Origin of the sequence: Cryobacterium sp. M91, assembly GCF_002929615.1 — a bacterium.
Taxonomy (GTDB): domain Bacteria; phylum Actinomycetota; class Actinomycetes; order Actinomycetales; family Microbacteriaceae; genus Cryobacterium; species Cryobacterium levicorallinum.
The window spans coordinates 33,981-51,651 of record NZ_PJJT01000085.1; the positions used below are offsets into that span (position 1 = coordinate 33,981).

Below are 17,671 nucleotides of genomic sequence, written 5' to 3' on the forward strand. Positions count from 1 at the left end.
ACGCCCGTTGAAGGCAAAATGTCGCTCGGCCAGCATCTGGTCGAGTTGCGTAAGCGACTCTACCTAGCCGCCGCTGGCCTACTGATCGGTGCGATTGCCGGATGGTTCCTCTCGGATTTCGTCTGGGACCAGCTGCGCGAACCGATCTACGCCATCATCAACGCCCAACATCGCAACGCTCAGATCAACTACCCCGACATCACGAGCGCCTTCGACCTCAAGCTGAAGATTTCTCTGTACGTCGGCCTGATCGTGTCCAGCCCCGTCTGGCTGTACCAGGTGTTCGCGTTCCTCGTACCAGGCCTGACGCGCACGGAGAAGAAGTACACCTTCGGTTTTCTGTTCACCGCCATCCCGTTGTTCCTGGCGGGATGCGCGGCCGGCTGGGTCGTGCTGCCGCACGTGGTCGAACTCATGACGAGTTTCGCCCCGACCGAGGACTCCGCATTCATCAACGCCCAAGGGTACTTCGACTTCGTGCTCAAGCTCGTCGTTGCCATCGGGATCGCCTTCGTCCTGCCGGTGTTCATTGTGCTTTTGAACTTTGCCGGTGTCATCAGTGCTGCATCCATCATCAAATCCTGGCGGATCGCCATTCTGGTCATCGTGCTGTTCACCGCGATCGCCACCCCCGCGGCCGATGTCGTGTCGATGTTCCTGCTGGCGATCCCCATGGTCATGTTGTACTTTGCCGCCTACGGGATCGCGTGGCTGCACGATCGACGCGCGGCCAGAAAAGTGCTCGCGTTCGAAAAGGAACTTGGACTCCGGGCACCCTAGGAGCCCGCTGTCGTAACTGATAAGGATCACGTGACGCACACGCAATCGCCGGCCGAACGCTACTCGGCCGCTCGCACCCGGGCCAGCCAGCCAAAACTGCAGGCCTTCGAAAGCGGTCTCAAGTTCGACCTCGACCCGTTTCAACGCGAGGCCTGCGCTTGTCTGGAGGCGGGCAATAGCGTGCTCGTCGCGGCACCGACCGGTGCCGGCAAGACGATCGTGGCCGAATTCGCGATCTACCTCGCGATGCAGCAGTCTCGCGCAAAGGTGTTCTATACCGCGCCGATGAAGGCGCTCAGCAATCAGAAATTTCAGGAGTTTGTCGCCGAGTACGGTGCGGATCAGGTCGGATTACTCACCGGCGACAGCAACGTCAACCCCGGTGCGCGCATCGTGGTCATGACGACCGAGGTGCTGCGCAATATGCTCTACGCCGACTCCGACCTGCTGGCCGACCTCGCGTTCGTCGTTATGGACGAAGTGCACTACCTCGCCGACCGCTTTCGCGGCGCTGTCTGGGAAGAAGTAATCATCCACCTTCCGCAACCGGTGCGGATGGTCTCGCTGAGCGCCACCGTGTCAAACGCGGAAGAATTCGGAGACTGGTTGCAGGCGGTCCGCGGCGAAACCGACGTTATTGTCTCCGAGGAGCGCCCAGTACCCCTGGAACAACACGTTCTGGTCAAGAACAACATGCTCGATCTCTTCGATTCCACCGGTTTGATCGGCACTCATCGGGTGAATCCCGAACTCGTTCGGCTGTCCCACGCCGGCGGGCGTTCGGCCGGCGGGCGCGGCCGTGGCTCCGGCCGGCAGGGCGGTTCCTCCGGAGGGTATCGCGGTCATGACAACCACCGCCCGCAGTTCGATGCCGGCCGGATGGATCGCGGCGACATCGTGCGCATGCTCGACAGTAAACATCTGCTGCCGGCCATCTTCTTCATCTTCAGTCGGGTCGGTTGCGACCAGGCGGTGCGTCAGGTGCTCCGCTCCGGTGTGCGCCTGACGCAGGAACACGAACGCGACGAAATCCGCCAGATTGTCGACGACCGATGCCGCACCCTGCTCGACGAAGACCTCGGTGTGCTCGGCTACTTTGAGTGGCTCGACGGGCTCGAACGCGGAGTAGCCGCTCACCATGCGGGCCTGCTGCCCGCGTTCAAGGAGGTGGTTGAGGAGCTGTTTCAGAAGAAGTTGGTCAAGGCCGTCTTCGCGACCGAAACCCTTGCCCTCGGCATCAATATGCCGGCGCGCACCGTGGTCCTCGACAAGCTCGAGAAGTTTAACGGTGAAGCGCGGGTGCCGATCACGCCGGGGGAGTACACCCAGCTGACCGGGCGGGCCGGCCGTCGCGGCATCGACACGCTCGGTCACTCCGTCATCCAGTGGGCCCAGGGCCTGGACCCGCAGGCTGTCGCGTCGCTGGCCTCCCGTCGTACCTATCCGCTGAATTCGAGTTTCAAGCCGACCTACAACATGGCCGTCAACCTGATCGATCAGTTCGGCGTCGCCCGTACCCGAGGTATCCTCGAATCCTCCTTCGCCCAGTTCCAGGCCGATCGGGCTGTCGTCGACCTCGCGCGCTCCGTGCGTCAGCAGGACGAGTCCCTGGCCGGGTTCAAGACCAGCATGACCTGCCACCTCGGCAATTTCGAGGAGTACTCATCCATTCGACGACGGCTGACCGAGGTCGAGCGTGAAGGTACCAAGGCCGACAACTCACTCCGTGGGGAGCGCGACAAGCGGCAGCGTGAGGTGGCCAGCCTGCGCAAGCAGATGCGCGCCCACGGCTGTCACCACTGCCCCGACCGCGAGGCGCACTCCCGCTGGGCTGAGCGCTGGTTCAAGCTCAAGCGGCAAACGGATGCCCTCAACCAGCAGATCTCCCAGCGCACCGGCGCCATCGCGCGGGTTTTCGACCGGGTGACTGACGTTCTGCTCGGTTACGGCTACCTCGAATCCGACGCGCGCGGAACGATCGCGTTGAGCGAAAGCGGACGCATCCTGCGCCGCATTTACGCCGATCGGGACCTGCTCGTCGCCGAATCCCTGCGCCGCGGCCTGTGGAAGGACCTGGATGCCGCCAGTTTGGCCGCCATGGCCTGCGCTCTGGTGTTCGAGCCTCGCCGCGAGGAGGGGCTGATCGATGCCCGCTACCTGCCCAAGGGGCCGTTCCGACCGGCACTGGACGAGACGCAAGACCTGTGGAGCAGCATCGACGACCTCGAACGCAACAACAAACTGCCCGGCAGCAATCCGCTGGCGGTTGGCCTTAGCCTGGCCATGTGGAAATGGGCCCGCGGCGCGTCGCTCGCCGATGTGCTCTACGAAGCCGAAATGGCCGCGGGAGATTTCGTGCGCTGGACCAAACAGACCATCGACCTCCTCGACCAGCTCGTGCAGGTTGACCAGCGCAGTATCGCCGGTAACGGTCGCGTTGGGCCGACCGCGCGCGAGGCCATGGACTCGATCCGTCGCGGCATCGTCGCGTACTCCTCGGTGGCCTGAACCAGCCATGGGGGAGAACGAGAGTGCGTTCAGCCTGCCACTGTGGGCATCCGTTCTGGTGGCGGCCGGTGCCGGCGCCATCCTCGACGCCGGATTTCCGGACCGGGACTGGTGGTTTCTCGCCCCGGTCGGCGTGGCGCTCATGCTCGTGGCGCTGCTCGGTCGAAGCCTCGGTACCGGGTTGCTGGTCGGGCTGGTCGCCGGGCTGTCCTTCTGGCTGATCCACATCTACTGGATCACTCTGTATCTCGGACTCGTGCCGTGGTTCGCGCTCGGTGGCTTGCAAAGCCTGTTCTTCGGCCTCGGCCTCGGCCTCACCGCGCTCGTTCTGCGGCACGGGCCGCGCCTCTGGCCGAGCGTCTGGGGTCGCGTCGGACTGGTTCCGGTCATCGTGGCCGGGCTCTGGACGGCCAGGGAAGCGATCAGCGCGGTCTGGCCCTACGGCGGATTCGCCTGGGGCCGAGTCGCGCTCTCCCAATCGGAGAGTCCGTTCGGCTCGCTCGTCGCCTGGGTGGGACTGTCCGGCCTGAGTTTCATCCTGGTCTGGCTAAGTGCCCTCGCCGTGCAACTATTGCGGGAGCCCGACCTGGCCCACACCCTGCGGGCAGCCGTGGCGGTCGGTGCGGTCGCCCTCGTGCTCGCCATCCCCGCGTGGCCGACGCTGCCCAGCGGCACGACCCGGCTGGCCGCGGTGCAGGGCAACGCCGACGCCGGGCTGTTTGCGGAGTATTCACCCGGTCAGATTCTGCAGGACCACACTTCGGCCACCCTGCCGTTGATCGGCGAGAGCGTGGATTTTGTGGTTTGGCCGGAGAACGCCAGCGACATCGACCCGACCCGCTCGGCGGCGGCGGCGCAGGTACTCGACTACATCAGCACCGAAATGGATGCTCCGCTCATCACGGGCACGATCACCCAGCCCGAAGACACCTATTTCAACAGTTCTCTGCTCTGGGAGGCCGGACGCGGGGCCGTCGACGTATATGACAAGGTGCATCCGGTGCCGTTTGCCGAATATATGCCGGATCGAGCATTCTGGCGCCCGTTCGCGCCGGAGCTGATTGATCTGATCGCACGCGACTACGGTATCGGTACCCGCGACAATGTCTTCAACATCGACGGTGTGCTGGCCGGCATCGCAATCTGCTTCGACATCGCCGATGACCAGCTCGTGCAGGAGATGATCGACAGCGGGGCGCAGCTGATTCTGGCCCAGACCAACAATGCCGACTTCGGACACACCGATGAAAGCGTGCAGCAGCTCGCCATCGCCCGGCTGCGTGCGATCCAAACCGGTCGCACCGTTGTGAACATCTCCACGGTCGGGTCGAGCGCCATCATCACACCCAACGGTGACACCCTCGACAGCCTGCCCACGTTCACTGCGGGCGCCATGGTGCAGACGGTGCCGCTCAGCGACACCATCACGCCGGCGATGGTGGCCGGTCGGGCAACTGAGTGGTTGCTGTCGGGTCTGGGCCTGGCCGGTCTGGCGCTCTGCCTGGGCGCGGCCCGGCGACACCGCCGGTAAAATCCGCGTTAACCAACGACGACCCCGCCACCACGGGTGCGAGTACGGGGGTACAAACACACTGGTGCGGGGTCGAGCGGGGATTTTGAGCGGTTAGGCACCGATCTTCTGCTGGCCACCACGGCGCAGACGCAACACCGAGAGGCGCTCTTCGAGCAGCTCCTCGAGTTCGTCCCTAGTGCGACGCTCCAGCAACATATCCCAGTGGGTCCGAGGAATTTTCTCGTCGGAGTGGTCAACGATTACGGGCATGGAGTCGACGAGCCGAGTCGCCGTCCGTGCGCAGTACTTGCATTCCCATTCGTCCGGAGCCTCGGCTTCGGCCGAGAAAATCATTACCGTCTCGCGCCCGCATGTTTCACACCGGTAGGTGTGGCCCACTCGGGGGGAGAAGGTGACGCCTTCTTCGCTCTGCAGGCTTTGTGCGCCCAATCTCATGCCACGCAAACTGCGGTCAGCCATAGTGTGGTCTCCTCTCGCTCGTAATCACAGATCGATCACGATGCCTCCACAGTTCTAAACCATCAAGCTGGACGTTAACCTTCCCGCTCCCCCCGTTCTGGAAGGTAACTCTCAGGTTCGGCGAGTAATGGCGGCAACGGCCAGATCTGCACGGTCCGTGACGAGGCCGTCAACTCCGCTGTCGAGGAGTCGAATCATGTCGATCGGATCGTTCACGGTCCACACATGCACCTCGACATCGACCCGATGCATCATCTCGATAAATCGGGGAGTGACAATGCGCACCGGTCCGAGCCGTTCGGGCACCTGCACAGCGACGCACCCCTGCAGGGTGCGTCGAACCAGGGCGGTCAGCCCCAGATTCGTCGCGGCGACGGCCTGGGCCACGAGTGACGATGACGCCGACGACACCACGCCGGGGAGAAGGCTGAGAGCGTGCCGCCGCCGTGGTTCGGTGAACGAGGTCACGAGCACTCGCTCAGAGGCCCGCTGATCGAGAATCGCCCGCGCGGTCGGCTCCGCCGCAGCATCACTTTTCATATCAATGTTGAACAGGGCGTCCGGAAAAGCTTCCAGAGCATCGCTGAGCGACGTGAACCCCTGGCCCTCGCCCAGACTGATGCGTTTGAGCTCGACCATGGTCAGCTGATCAATGCGCACATCCCGACCCAGCCGCGTGAGGTCGGGGTCGTGGCTGAGCACCGCGACACCGTCGAGTGATACCTGCACGTCGGTCTCGAGGTGCGTGGCCCCGGTCGCGAGCGCCCTCACGAAGGCTAGCAGCGTGTTTTCCGGGGCGGCCTGGGTCAGGCCCCGATGGGCGAACACCCGGGGCGGCGTCCCGCTGAGAAACACCGACTGGGCATTTTCGGCCACCGGCTAGCCCTGCGGCGAAACCGGGGGAGCGGATGCTGCCGGTGCCGCCGCGCCGGCAGCATCCGCCGGGTTCGCACCAGCAGTCTGGGCACCGTTTTGTTGTGCGCCGTTTTGTTGGGGACCGCTGTGTTGAGCACCGCCTTGTTGAGCACCGCCTTGTTGAGCACCGAACGCGCTGCCGATTCCCTTCATCGCCTCGGTGAGTTCACTCGGAACGATCCAGAGCTTGTTGGCGCTTCCCTCGGCGAGCTTAGGCAGGGTCAACAGGTATTGGTACGCCAGCAGCTTGGGGTCGGGGTCGCCATCGTGGATGGCCTTGAATACGGTCGTGATCGCTTCGGCCTCACCCTGGGCGCGCAGGACGGCAGCCTTGGCGTCGCCCTCGGCCTCGAGAATGGCCGCCTGGCGGGCGCCCTCGGCGGTGAGGATCGCGGACTGTTTGGTTCCCTCAGCGGTGAGGATGAGCGCACGGCGGTCACGTTCGGCGCGCATCTGCTTTTCCATCGAGTCCTGAATGGAGTGCGGCGGTTCAATGGCCTTGAGTTCAACTCGGCCGACACGAATGCCCCACTTACCGGTGGCTTCGTCGAGCACGATGCGGAGCTGGCTGTTGATATTGTCCCGGCTGGTGAGGGCCTCTTCGAGGTTCAGTCCACCGACGACGTTACGCAGGGTGGTCGTGGTGAGCTGCTCGACCGCGCCGAGGTAGTTGTTGATCTCATAGGTGGCCGCCCGGGCATCCGTCACCTGAAAATAGACGACGGTATCGATCGAGACGACGAGGTTGTCCTCGGTGATGACCGGTTGCGGAGGAAAGGACACGACTTGCTCGCGAATGTCGAGGAGGGGACGCACCCGGTCGACGAACGGCACGAGCAGGTTCAGACCGGGCAGCAGGGTCTTGTGGTACTTCCCGAGGCGCTCGACCACGCCGGCGTTGCCCTGCGGAATGATGCGAATGGCGCGCAACAAAATGACGATGACGAACACCGCCAAAACGGCGAGCAGGGCGAACACGAAGATCTGTCCGATGAAGGCTGCGGGGTCAAGCATGATTCTGGGTCCTTTCGGCGGAGATGACGACGGCGGTGGAGCCTTCGATGAGGTGCACGGTGATCGCCTGTCCGGGATCAACGGATCCGTTGTCGGTGGTACCGGCCGGTCCGACCAGGCGCGCGGTCCAGGTTTCACCATTGGCCAGTTTGACGAGCCCGCTGGTCTGGGTTACCGTCGCGACGACGCGACCGGTCATGCCGATCAGGGCGTCGATATTACTCAAGGCCGGATCGCCGCCCCTGCGCAGGGCACGCAGCAGGAACGGCCGGATGGTGAGCAGGAGCAGCACCGAAAGGCCGGCGGCGACGACGATTTGCAGCCACCACTCCAGACCGAGCAGATTGGCGGCCAGGCCGCCCAGGCTGCCGATGGAAATCATCAGGAAGGTGAATTCCAGGCTCAGGAGCTCGATCGTTACGGCGACGAGAATGAAGACGAGCCACAGAATCCAGAGATAATCAGTCAGGTCGACCATGGGTGCCACTTTCCCCAATCCATTTCCTCTGAAACTAGCAGGTGCCACCGACAACACGCCGGGGGAGCGACCGGTGCTTCTTGATATGGTCGACAGGCGAGTGTGTGGCAGTCGATGCCCGCCTCATCTAAATTCGACGTGAATGACTAACGTGCATGACTACCGGCGTGCATGAAACTAAAAGGAGCCCCCGTGACCAATCCACTTGCAGCAGGATCACTCGAGGGCAAGCGTGTACTCGTCACCGGCTCCTCCCGCGGTATCGGTGCCGATACTGTCGGGTACTTCGCCGAAGCCGGCGCCAGGGTCGTCATTAACTACCGCAATAAGGAGGCACGCGCGAATAAACTCGCCGACGCCATTCGCGCTGCCGGCGGTACGGCCATCACGGTCGGTGCCGACCTGACCGACCCGGCCTCGGTCGCCGCGATGTTCGAGACCATTCGCACCGAATTCGGCGGCCTCGATATTCTGGTGATGAACGCCTCGGGCGGCATGGAGAGTGGCATGCCCGCCGACTACGCCATGACGTTGAACCACGATGCCCAGGTGAACCTGCTCAACGAAGCGGTCCCGCTGCTCGGCGATGACTCCCGCGTCGTGTACGTCACCAGCCACCAGGCGCACTTCATCAAAACCACGCCGACCATGCCGGAGTATGAGCAGGTGGCTCGCAGCAAGCGTGCCGGTGAGGATGCCCTGCGCGCGGTGATCCCCCAGCTTGAGGAATCCGGCATCGGCTTTGTCGTGGTCTCCGGCGACATGATCGAGGGCACCATCACGGCGACACTGCTCGAGCGGTCCAACCCCGGTGCCCTCAGCGCCCGCAAGGAAGCGGCCGGTCGCTTGTACAACGTCAGCGAGTTCGCGGCGGAGGTCGTAGCCGCTGCGGTTGAGCCGGTTCCGGTCGGCAACACCCGCTACGTGGGCGAAACGATCGGGTTTACGGGCGAATAGCATGACCACGAACACGGCGAATCCGGAATCAGAGATGCAGGTTGCAGACAGCCACGACCTGATCCGTGTGCAGGGCGCTCGGGAAAACAATCTCAAGAACGTCAGCGTGGAGATTCCCAAGCGCCGGTTGACCGTGTTCACGGGCGTGTCCGGCTCGGGCAAGAGCTCACTAGTGTTCGGCACCATTGCTGCCGAGTCGCAACGCATGATCAACGAAACGTACAGCACCTTCGTGCAGGGCTTCATGCCGACCCTGGCCAGGCCAGACGTCGATGTGCTCGATGGGCTGACGACGGCCATTATCGTCGACCAGGAGCGGATGGGGGCCAACGCGCGCTCCACCGTCGGTACCGCCACCGACGCCAACGCCCTGCTGCGCATCCTGTTCAGCCGACTCGGCAACCCGTACCTCGGCTCACCCCAGGCGTATTCGTTCAACGTCGCCTCGATCAATGGAGCGGGCGCCGTTTCGATCGAACGCGGGGGACAGACCGTCAAGGAACGCCGCAGCTTCAGTATCACCGGGGGCATGTGTTCCCGCTGCGAGGGGCGGGGATCGGTCACCGATATCGACCTCCGCGCGCTCTACGACGACACCAAATCCCTGAACGAGGGCGCACTGACCATCCCCGGCTACAGCATGGACGGCTGGTTTGGCCGCATCTTCAATGGCTGCGGCTTCTTCGACCCCAACAGAGCGATCAAGGACTTCACCACGAAGGAACTCGCAGACCTCCTTCACAAGGAGCCGACCAAGATCAAGATCGAGGGCATCAACCTCACCTACGAAGGCCTGATTCCCAAGATCCAAAAGTCGATGCTCACCAAGGATGTTGACTCGCTGCAGCCCCACATTCGAGCGTTCGTGGAGCGTGCCGTGACCTTCACCGTTTGCCCCGACTGCAACGGCACCCGATTGAACGAGGGCGCGCGATCGTCGACGATCAACGAAATCAGCATCGCGGATGCCTGTGGGATGCAGATCAGCGACCTCGCCGAGTGGGTTCTTGGCCTGAACGACTCGTCCGTCGCGCCGCTGCTTACCGCGTTGGAGCGCCTGCTGAACTCCTTCGTGCAGATCGGGCTGGGTTACCTGTCCCTTGACCGGGCCTCTGGCACGCTCTCCGGCGGTGAGTCGCAGCGTACCAAGATGATCCGTCATCTCGGATCTTCACTCACCGACGTGACCTATGTCTTCGACGAACCGACCATCGGACTGCACCCGCACGACATCCAGCGCATGAACACCCTGCTCGTCCAGCTGCGCGACAAGGGCAACACGGTGTTGGTGGTGGAGCACAAGCCGGAGATGATCGCGATCGCCGACCACGTCATCGACCTCGGGCCGGGTGCTGGTTCGGACGGCGGCGAGGTGGTCTTCGAGGGCTCTCTCGCCGGACTTCGAACCAGCGGCACGTTGACCGGTCGGCATCTGGATGACCGCGCCGCCGTCAAATCGACCGTGCGTGCACCGTCGGGTGTCCTGCCGGTTCGTGGCGCCAGCGCCCATAACCTGCAGAGCGTCGATGTCGACATTCCGCTCGGTGTGCTCACCGTGCTCACCGGTGTGGCCGGGTCCGGTAAGAGTTCGCTGATCACCGGATCGGTCTCGGGCCGGGACGGTGTGGTGACCGTCGACCAGGGCACGATCAAGGGGTCGCGGCGCAGCAACCCGGCGACGTACACCGGCATGCTCGAGCCGATCCGCAAGGCATTCGCGAAGGCCAACGGCGTGAAGCCGTCGTTGTTCAGCTCCAATTCCGAGGGCGCCTGCCCCAACTGCAACGGCGCCGGCGTCATCTACACCGACCTGGGAATCATGGCGGGTGTCGCCATCCCCTGTGAGGTATGCGAGGGCGAGCGGTTTCAGGCATCCGTCCTAGACTACCACCTCAATGGGCGCGACATCAGTGAGGTGCTGGCGATGTCGGTGACCGAGGCCGAGCAGTTTTTCGGTGCGGGGGAGTCACGCATTCCGGCGGCGCACGCAATTCTCTGCCGGCTCGCCGACGTCGGCCTCGGCTACCTCAGCCTCGGCCAGCCGCTGCCGACACTCTCCGGCGGTGAGCGGCAGCGGCTCAAGCTCGCCACGCAAATGGCCGACAAGGGCGATGTCTACGTTCTGGACGAGCCGACCGCCGGCCTGCACCTTGCCGACGTTGAGAATCTGCTCGGACTGCTGGATCGGCTGGTTGACTCCGGTAAGTCCGTCATCGTGATTGAGCACCACCAGGCGGTCATGGCGCACGCCGACTGGATCATCGACCTGGGTCCCGGCGCCGGGCGCGACGGCGGCCGAATCGTCTTTGAGGGAACGCCCGCCGATCTCGTGGCCGGGCATTCAACGCTGACCGGCGAGCACCTGGCAGCCTACGTCGGCGCCTGATCCGGCGTTACCGATGTGGTGTCCGGCCCGCAGTTCGGCGGGCCGGACACCACTCTCGGGCACTCTCGGGCACTCTCGGGCATGTGACTGATAATGCACATTATGTCAAGTCAGACTCGATAGGAGTCATTATTCCAAGCAACCACCGTCGCCGCATACCGTCCGCGATCACGGAGAGGAATGCGCAGTATGATCCAAGTTCGCATCAGCTGGAGGTCAACGATTTTAGCCTGGCCCCCGTTTGTAGACACGGGTTCAGTGGCGAGTTGAACTTCCGCGGTCTGTGCGGTTTCCTACTATGTAGGGTATCCTTACCTAACCAGCCCCTGCGCACCGTTCGAAAGTATTCTTGTGCTCCACACTATGCCCGCACCACGACTGACCCTCCTGAATGGCTCAGACGACGACGTCGCATTCGTCACCGGTAGTGGAGACCTCAGCTACGCCCAGCTGGCCAGGATGGTCGCCATACGCCGTCTCGAGCTTGGTCGTGTCCGCCGACTCGTGATGCTGGAGGCAGCAAATGCCGTCGAGCCGATCGTTACCTACCTTGCAGCTCTGGAAGGTGGCCACCCGGTGCTTCTGGTCGTACCGGGTGACGATGAAGCATCACGGACTCATCGCGCGTCACTGGCTGAACGGTTCGACCCTGACGTCATTGCCGTCCGCGACGGGGACGGCCCGGCCCTGCGGGAGATGCGGCCTGGATCCACGCACAGCTTCTCCGACGACCTAGCCATGCTGGTGAGCACCTCCGGGTCCACCGGGTCGCCGAAGCTCGTTCGGTTGTCCCGGCAAAACCTGCTGAGCAACGCACAAGCCATTGCGGCGTACCTGCGTCTCACGCCTGCAGACCGGGCAGCAACCACGCTGCCGATGCATTACTGCTACGGCCTCTCGGTCCTGAACAGCCACCTCGTGTCGGGAGCGAGCGTCGTCCTCACCGAGCGATCGGTGGCCGACGCGGCGTTCTGGGACGAGGCCGGGATGCATCGGATCACTTCTTTCGCGGGCGTACTCTACACCTTCGAGCTTCTCGAGGCGGGCAATTTCACGGATCGGTTGCCAGCGAGCATCCGCTACCTCACCCAAGCCGGCGGCCGCCTCGCCCCAGAAGCGGTGCGCCGCTTCGCACGCCTCGGTGAGCGTCGCGGGTTCGAATTCTTCGTGATGTACGGGCAGACAGAGGCCACTGCGCGGATGGCGTACGTCCCCGCGGAGCTCGCCGACCACGCCGCCGGCAGCATCGGCCGCCCCATCCCTGGAGGTCACCTGCGCATCGATGCCAAGGTGGGAGCGGACGTCGGCGAACTCGTCTACGAAGGCCCCAACGTCATGCTCGGCTACGCCGAGACACCGGCCGACTTCGCTTTGGGGCGCACGGTCCACGAGCTTCGCACCGGCGATCTCGCCCGGCACCGCGAGGACGGCATGTTCGAGGTCGTCGGACGGCTAAACCGATTCGTGAAGGTGTATGGGCTCCGGGTCGACCTCGATTCCGTCCAACGCCTCCTCGCCGAGGAAGGAATCGAAGCCCGTACGGCAAGCACCGGAGAACGCTTGCTCGTATTCATCCGTGCGGCCCGGTACGTCGACAGGGCCCGAACCCGCACCGCAGTGCTACTCGGAATCCCCACGCACGCTATACACGTCTACACGGTTAGCGAGTTTCCTCACACAGCCAGCGGCAAGCCCGACCTTGTCTCGCTCATCCGTTATGCCCAGATGGTCGACGCCCAGAAGGCGTCGACAGCAGCAAACCCCGGGCAGGTCGCAACCTCCGACATGATCCGTAACCTGTTCATCGTGCTCCTCGGGCGCCCAGACGCGACCATCGACGACACTTTCGCCGGGCTCGGCGGGGATTCGTTGAGCTACGTCGAGGTGGCTCTACGGCTGGAGGCGTTGCTCGGGGCGTTGCCGCGGGATTGGCCAGCACAATCGGCCCGGAACCTCGCGTCCTCGGCCGACGGCCCTCCCCCACAAGCTGACAGCACGGCCGTGGGCGAAACGGCGAAGCATGGAGCGGCGACAGTCGGAGCGTGGAAGGCCCGCTTTCCCCGGGTCGAGACTCCCGCCGTTCTCCGCGCACTCGCAATCGTGCTGATCGTCGGCACCCATGCCGACCTGATCACTGTGCAGGGCGGCGCACACCTGCTGCTCGCCGTCGCCGGATACAACCTGGCCAGGTTTCAGCTCGCCGACGTTGCGGGGGCCACGCGCGTTCGCCGCCTGCTCAGAAGCGCAGCCCAGATCGCGATTCCGGCCACGCTGTGGATAGGGGCCGTCGCCGTGCTCACCGGCAAGTACACCTGGACCACAGCGCTGCTGGTCAACCACCTCGTCCCCGGCGACGGCAAGTGGAACGAGCAATGGCAATTCTGGTTTCTCGAGGCCGCCGTCTGGACCATGCTCGGCTTTGCGGCAATGTTCCTAATTCGCCCGATCGACCGCCTCGAACGACGGCACCCGTGGACGTTCCCGATCGCCCTGTTCACGGCAGCCGTCACGACCCGATTCGCACTCGTCGGCATCGAGGCAGAAGGAATTGAACGATACACCCCGTTCACCGTGCTCTGGTCTCTCGTGCTCGGCTGGGTCATCGCCCGGGCCGACAATAACTGGAAGCGTGTGGCGGCATCGTCAGCGGCGATCGTCGCCACGATCGGATTTTTCGGGGATCCAGCACGCGAAGCTGTTGTGGTGGCCGGAATACTGTTGCTGATCTGGGTGGAACGGCTGCGGATGCCGCGCACCCTCGTTCCGGCCGTTCGACTACTGGCCAGCGCATCCCTGTTCATCTACCTCACCCACTGGGTCGTCTACCCGACTTGGGAGGCCAGTGCCCCCTGGTTCGGAACGGTCTCGTCCCTAGCCATCGGCGTCGCCGCGTGGTACCTGTATCGCCTGGTCGGCCGAGCATTCAATTACGCTGCCACCACAGGCTTGAGGAGCCGAAACCACTTTGCAATCCGAAGTTGAACCGCTTGACATCAACGGATCGAGCCAACCGAGCATGAATCGATGGGCAGCGGAGGGGAGCGGGAAATTTCGCTCCCAAGACATGAGTTGCCACGAGCCAGAGGCGGTGCTCGAGCGGAATCCTTTCCTGCACCGGACTCCAGATGTTTCCGCAGCGCCAGGACCACGAGAGTGAGTGCTTCACTCGTGCCAGCCGTGACGACGATGTCCTCGGCCTCACACAGCACTCCCCTGGCGTGCCTCAGGTGGTCGGCGATTTCCGCGCGCAGAGCCAGGGTGCCCTGCAGGGGTGGTTCGGTCTGTGGAATGGGTCTCGCGGCGGCCAGGCGCCACGCGGCCGTCCAAGGCCGCCCCGACAATCTTCGGGTCGACGGGTATCCTGGTATCAAATCCAGCACATCAAGCGGATGCTGCTGACCCGCGTCCACCATCGGTCGCGCTGGCGCCGCGAGGGTTCCCCCGTGCAGCAGAACGGCCACGCGCGTCGGCGCTCCCTGGGTGCTGACCAAGTATCCGTCGCCGTTGAGCTGCTCGTTCTCTCCGAACGGCTCATGCCCGGCCGCAGTGAAGAAGTGCGCCCGATGACGCGCCGCGAACTGGCAGCGACCGTCGTGCTGTGCAGACCCCTCACCGAGATGAGCATGAAGATGCGCAGTGGTGCACCGAGCGAGGCCGTCGACGATGGCGAAAACCACGCGGTCTGGGCCGGAGTGGTCCCGGTGGTGACCGGATGGGGCGCACCAGCTGCCTCACCGTTGACGGCGGATGGAACGGAAGTTCCCGCATCCGTTCGCCGGCACTGAGCCAGTGACAGCGAGCTGGCCGCGCAATCAGAATTGCGGATCAGGCGTGCGCATGGTGCATGACCATGCCGAATTCATTAACCGGTTCGAACGCGTCACGATCCCAGGCCCCGGGGTGGGGCACCGGACAATTGACCACCGTGTTTCGCGACGAGTGGTCGATGGTGTGTTCACGCATCGCATGACCGCAGATCGGGCACGACCGGAAATCGGTTGCACCCCACTGTTCCGGACCGCGTGGGGTTTTCCTGTCCTGAATCATGCCATTACGATACGCCCGATTGGACAAAAAGGCGCGCAGCTGGTAGGAGAAACGTGCAGGCCGAGCTAGGCCTCGCCGAATCCGGATTCCAGCAGGGCCGCGAGGGCGCTGATTGCGGGCCCGGCCGCGGGGTCGGTCGAGGCCAGGTGCACGCTACTCCCCCGGGCCAGCCCGAGCGACATAATGCTGAGCAGGCTCGTCGCGTCCGTGCCGTTCACAGTGAGGGGCACCGCGAAGGTGCTCGCGAGGCTCACGAATTCCGCCGCCGGACGAGCGTGCAGACCGTCCCTGTTCACCAGGATCACGGTGCGGGAGATCTCCCCAGCCTCGGCTGGATCTGCGGTCCCGGCATCGGCATCGGCACTAGGCTCGCCCGCGTGGGCCGGCTGAAGTGCAGAGCGCGCGGCTGCCACGACGGCCTTGAGATCTCCCCCGATTTCCGCGGCGACCGCCGCCGCAACCCCACCTTCGACGAGCGGAGCATCCACAATCTGTACCTGATCCTGCTTCGCCTGGTCGAGAAAATCGCGGGCCATTTCCGCGGTCAGAATGGCCGAGCCAAGATCGCACAAAATCACCACACCGGCGCCACCCTCCGCCTCGGCCAGTGCCGTCGTGATCATATCGAAGCTCGTTCCGATTGTGCCCTCGTCGGTGCCACCGGCAGCGACGAGTCGCACGGTCGGTGCCATCTGACGGGCCAGTTCAACCAGTCCCGCCGCGATCTTCGCGCTGTGCGAGACGAAAACCAGGCCAACCCGGTCAGCGGATGCCGGCACGCTCACTCCGTCACCCGGGTCGCGTCGACCGCGGCGCGTAGCAGTAGCGCCGTCGACTGTGCGCCCGGATCCCGGTGACCAATCGCCCGCTCACCGAGGTAGCTCGCTCGGCCCTTCCGCGCCACGAGCGGTTCGGTGTCCTGGGCGCCCCGCGCTGCGGCATCCGCTGCCGCTGTCAGCACGGCCGGTGCGCTCCCGCCCGCCGACTGCGCGGCCTGGGCCGCATCGACGGCCGGGCTCCAGGCGTCGATCATGGTTTTGTCCCCCGCCCCGGCCTTGCCGCGCAGGACGATGCCGTCCCTGGCCGCCGTCAGGAGGGCGACGAGCGCCATACCGTCGAGAGTGCCCACGGCAGCAGTTGCGCCGGCGGCCTTCAGAAACGCGGTGCCGTACAGTGGCCCGGCGGCTCCGCCGACGGTGGAGATGAGCGTGGTGGCGAGTAACTTGAGTACGGTACTCGGGGTCGCATCGTCAGCCAGACCATCGAGTTTGGGCAGGACCGCCTGAAAACCACGATCCATGTTTTCGCCGTGATCGCCGTCGCCGATGTCACGATCGAGCGTGTTCAACGCGGCGCGCTCGGCGGCCAACACCTCTGCGCTGCGCCGAATCCACCGCACCGTCCAGGCGGTATCCAGGTCCGAGTTTGTTCTTGCGTCCGGGCTCATCGGCGCCTCCTTCTATCGTCCCCACCGTAGCGCGGCCGTCTGCACCGGTGCATCCCAGAGGGCGGTCAACTCTGCATCCAGCTGCAGCACGGAAATCGACGCCCCCGCCATTTCGAGGCTCGTCGTGTAGTTGCCCACGAGGCAACGCGACACAGTGATGCCCCGCTCGTGCAGTACTGCGACCGCGCGCCGGAACACGATGTATAGCTCCACCAGCGGCGTGCCGCCCATGCCGTTGACCAACAGCAGCACCTGGTCGCCGCTGGCCAACGGCAGGTCCTCCAAAATGGGCATGAGCAGGCGGTCGACGATGGCATCGGCCGGCTCGAGCTTGATGCGTTCCCGGCCGGGCTCACCGTGGATTCCGATGCCGATCTCGATCTCGTCGTCAGCGAGCACGAAGCTCGGCTCGCCGGCGTGCGGCACCACGCACGGCGTCAACGCCACCCCCATCGTGCGTACCCGTGAATTAACCTTTTCGGCCACGGCAACGACAGCAGCCAGGTCATCGCCGCGTTCAGCAGCGGCCCCGGTGATCTTCTCGACCAGCACCGTTCCGGCCACACCGCGGCGTCCCGCGGTATAGAGCGAGTCCTTCACCGCGACGTCATCATTGATGATGACCGTGCGAACCTCAATTCCTTCAGCGGATGCGAGATCGGCTGCGGTCTCGAAATTCAGCACGTCCCCGGTGTAGTTCTTCACGATGTGCAGCACCCCCACTCCGCCGTCGACCGCCTGCGTTGCGGCCAGGATCGGGTCAGGTGTTGGGGACGTGAAAACCGGCCCAGGAACGGCTGCGTCGAGCATTCCGAAACCGACGAATCCGCCGTGCAACGGTTCGTGTCCGCTGCCGCCACCGCTGACGATTCCGACCTTGCCCTTCACAGGTGCATCCGCTCGCACAATGAAAATAGGATCGTGCGAGACCCGCACGATGTCGGCGTGCGCCGTCTCGAACCCGGCGACGGCCTCGTTGACGACGTTCTTCGGATCGTTGATGAGCTTCTTCATGACCAGCCATTCACTCGGTGGTGCCACGGATTGATCGGACGCTTCGCCCCAAGCGCATTTTCCCACGATCAACCTACACGCATCGATCACGCACGGAAAGGGTCGAGGCCAACTCGAACAGCCTATTCCCCT

Annotated in this window: 15 protein-coding genes; 7 read left to right on the forward strand and 8 right to left on the reverse strand. The window is 64.2% G+C overall.

Going from position 1 to position 17,671, the window contains the following annotated elements; genetic code table 11:
• The first annotated feature begins 18 nt into the window (after window positions 1-18).
• Genes tatC through lnt form a run of 3 tightly spaced genes read left to right on the forward strand, consistent with a single transcriptional unit; the run spans window position 19 to window position 4,819 of the window.
• Complete coding sequence (tatC, locus tag CXY80_RS10430) at window positions 19-780, forward strand: twin-arginine translocase subunit TatC (RefSeq protein WP_092448602.1); 762 nt, start codon at window positions 19-21, stop codon at window positions 778-780.
• 30 nt (window positions 781-810) lie between these two features.
• Window positions 811-3,288: an RNA helicase gene (locus CXY80_RS10435; protein ID WP_104132480.1), complete on the forward strand. Its 2,478-nt coding sequence runs from the start codon at window positions 811-813 to the stop codon at window positions 3,286-3,288.
• Between the two features lie 7 nt (window positions 3,289-3,295).
• A complete protein-coding gene (gene lnt / locus CXY80_RS10440; RefSeq protein WP_104132481.1) occupies window positions 3,296-4,819 on the forward strand; it encodes an apolipoprotein N-acyltransferase in 1,524 nt (507 codons plus the stop codon).
• A 93-nt stretch (window positions 4,820-4,912) separates the two neighbouring features.
• On the opposite strand, the gene CXY80_RS10445 is transcribed toward lnt, so the two are convergent.
• The 4 genes from CXY80_RS10445 to CXY80_RS10460 all read right to left on the reverse strand — a co-directional run bounded on the left by CXY80_RS10445 (window position 4,913) and on the right by CXY80_RS10460 (window position 7,688).
• A complete protein-coding gene (locus tag CXY80_RS10445) occupies window positions 4,913-5,281 on the reverse strand; it encodes an RNA polymerase-binding protein RbpA (protein WP_092448605.1) in 369 nt (122 codons plus the stop codon).
• Between the two features lie 111 nt (window positions 5,282-5,392).
• Window positions 5,393-6,157 (reverse strand): glycerophosphodiester phosphodiesterase family protein, encoded by a 765-nt coding sequence (locus tag CXY80_RS10450; RefSeq protein WP_233195251.1) that lies wholly within the window; start codon window positions 6,155-6,157, stop codon window positions 5,393-5,395.
• A gap of 3 nt (window positions 6,158-6,160) precedes the next feature.
• Window positions 6,161-7,210 (reverse strand): SPFH domain-containing protein, encoded by a 1,050-nt coding sequence (locus CXY80_RS10455; RefSeq protein WP_104132483.1) that lies wholly within the window; start codon window positions 7,208-7,210, stop codon window positions 6,161-6,163.
• Window positions 7,203-7,688, reverse strand: a complete 486-nt coding sequence (locus CXY80_RS10460) for an NfeD family protein (protein WP_092448608.1) — start codon at window positions 7,686-7,688, stop codon at window positions 7,203-7,205. The genes CXY80_RS10455 and CXY80_RS10460 overlap by 8 nt, the downstream gene beginning before the upstream one ends.
• A 192-nt stretch (window positions 7,689-7,880) precedes the next feature.
• Between CXY80_RS10460 and CXY80_RS10465 the strand changes: the two genes are divergently transcribed.
• The 4 genes from CXY80_RS10465 (at window position 7,881) to CXY80_RS10480 (ending at window position 14,816) form a co-directional block, all read left to right on the forward strand.
• Window positions 7,881-8,645: an SDR family oxidoreductase gene (locus CXY80_RS10465; RefSeq protein WP_092448609.1), complete on the forward strand. Its 765-nt coding sequence runs from the start codon at window positions 7,881-7,883 to the stop codon at window positions 8,643-8,645.
• A gap of 1 nt (window position 8,646) precedes the next feature.
• Window positions 8,647-11,031, forward strand: a complete 2,385-nt coding sequence (locus CXY80_RS10470) for an excinuclease ABC subunit UvrA (protein WP_104132484.1) — start codon at window positions 8,647-8,649, stop codon at window positions 11,029-11,031.
• 363 nt (window positions 11,032-11,394) lie between these two features.
• A complete protein-coding gene (locus CXY80_RS10475) occupies window positions 11,395-14,013 on the forward strand; it encodes an AMP-binding protein (protein ID WP_104132485.1) in 2,619 nt (872 codons plus the stop codon).
• A 461-nt stretch (window positions 14,014-14,474) separates the two neighbouring features.
• Window positions 14,475-14,816 carry a pyridoxamine 5'-phosphate oxidase family protein gene (locus CXY80_RS10480; RefSeq protein ID WP_146070718.1) on the forward strand — a complete coding sequence of 114 codons (342 nt, stop codon included), beginning with the start codon at window positions 14,475-14,477 and terminating at the stop codon, window positions 14,814-14,816.
• Between the two features lie 40 nt (window positions 14,817-14,856).
• Here CXY80_RS10480 and CXY80_RS19120 read toward each other — a convergent pair whose 3' ends face one another.
• The 4 genes from CXY80_RS19120 to dhaK form a co-directional block, all read right to left on the reverse strand.
• Entirely contained in the window at window positions 14,857-15,078 is a 222-nt protein-coding gene (locus CXY80_RS19120) for a hypothetical protein (RefSeq protein WP_134495584.1), read from the reverse strand.
• Window positions 15,079-15,143: 65 nt separating this feature from the next.
• On the reverse strand, window positions 15,144-15,857 hold the full coding sequence (gene dhaM, locus CXY80_RS10485) for a dihydroxyacetone kinase phosphoryl donor subunit DhaM (RefSeq protein ID WP_233195252.1): 714 nt from the start codon (window positions 15,855-15,857) through the stop codon (window positions 15,144-15,146).
• 2 nt (window positions 15,858-15,859) lie between these two features.
• Window positions 15,860-16,525, reverse strand: a complete 666-nt coding sequence (gene dhaL / locus CXY80_RS10490) for a dihydroxyacetone kinase subunit DhaL (RefSeq protein WP_092448614.1) — start codon at window positions 16,523-16,525, stop codon at window positions 15,860-15,862.
• A 12-nt stretch (window positions 16,526-16,537) separates the two neighbouring features.
• Complete coding sequence (gene dhaK, locus CXY80_RS10495; protein WP_092448615.1) at window positions 16,538-17,539, reverse strand: dihydroxyacetone kinase subunit DhaK; 1,002 nt, start codon at window positions 17,537-17,539, stop codon at window positions 16,538-16,540.
• Window positions 17,540-17,671: the final 132 nt, after the last annotated feature.

Bases quoted from the DNA above. Each gene is read 5' to 3' on its own strand.
- CXY80_RS10455 (WP_104132483.1), bottom strand. From the start codon at position 7,210: ATGCTTGACCCCGCAGCCTTCATCGGACAGATCTTCGTGTTCGCCCTG.
- CXY80_RS10475 (WP_104132485.1), top strand. From the start codon at position 11,395: ATGCCCGCACCACGACTGACCCTCCTGAATGGCTCAGACGACGACGTC.
- lnt (WP_104132481.1), top strand. From the start codon at position 3,296: ATGGGGGAGAACGAGAGTGCGTTCAGCCTGCCACTGTGGGCATCCGTT.
- CXY80_RS10460 (WP_092448608.1), bottom strand. From the start codon at position 7,688: ATGGTCGACCTGACTGATTATCTCTGGATTCTGTGGCTCGTCTTCATT.
- CXY80_RS10470 (WP_104132484.1), top strand. From the start codon at position 8,647: ATGACCACGAACACGGCGAATCCGGAATCAGAGATGCAGGTTGCAGAC.
- tatC (WP_092448602.1), top strand. From the start codon at position 19: ATGTCGCTCGGCCAGCATCTGGTCGAGTTGCGTAAGCGACTCTACCTA.
- dhaL (WP_092448614.1), bottom strand. From the start codon at position 16,525: ATGAGCCCGGACGCAAGAACAAACTCGGACCTGGATACCGCCTGGACG.
- dhaK (WP_092448615.1), bottom strand. From the start codon at position 17,539: ATGAAGAAGCTCATCAACGATCCGAAGAACGTCGTCAACGAGGCCGTC.
- CXY80_RS19120 (WP_134495584.1), bottom strand. From the start codon at position 15,078: ATGATTCAGGACAGGAAAACCCCACGCGGTCCGGAACAGTGGGGTGCA.
- CXY80_RS10445 (WP_092448605.1), bottom strand. From the start codon at position 5,281: ATGGCTGACCGCAGTTTGCGTGGCATGAGATTGGGCGCACAAAGCCTG.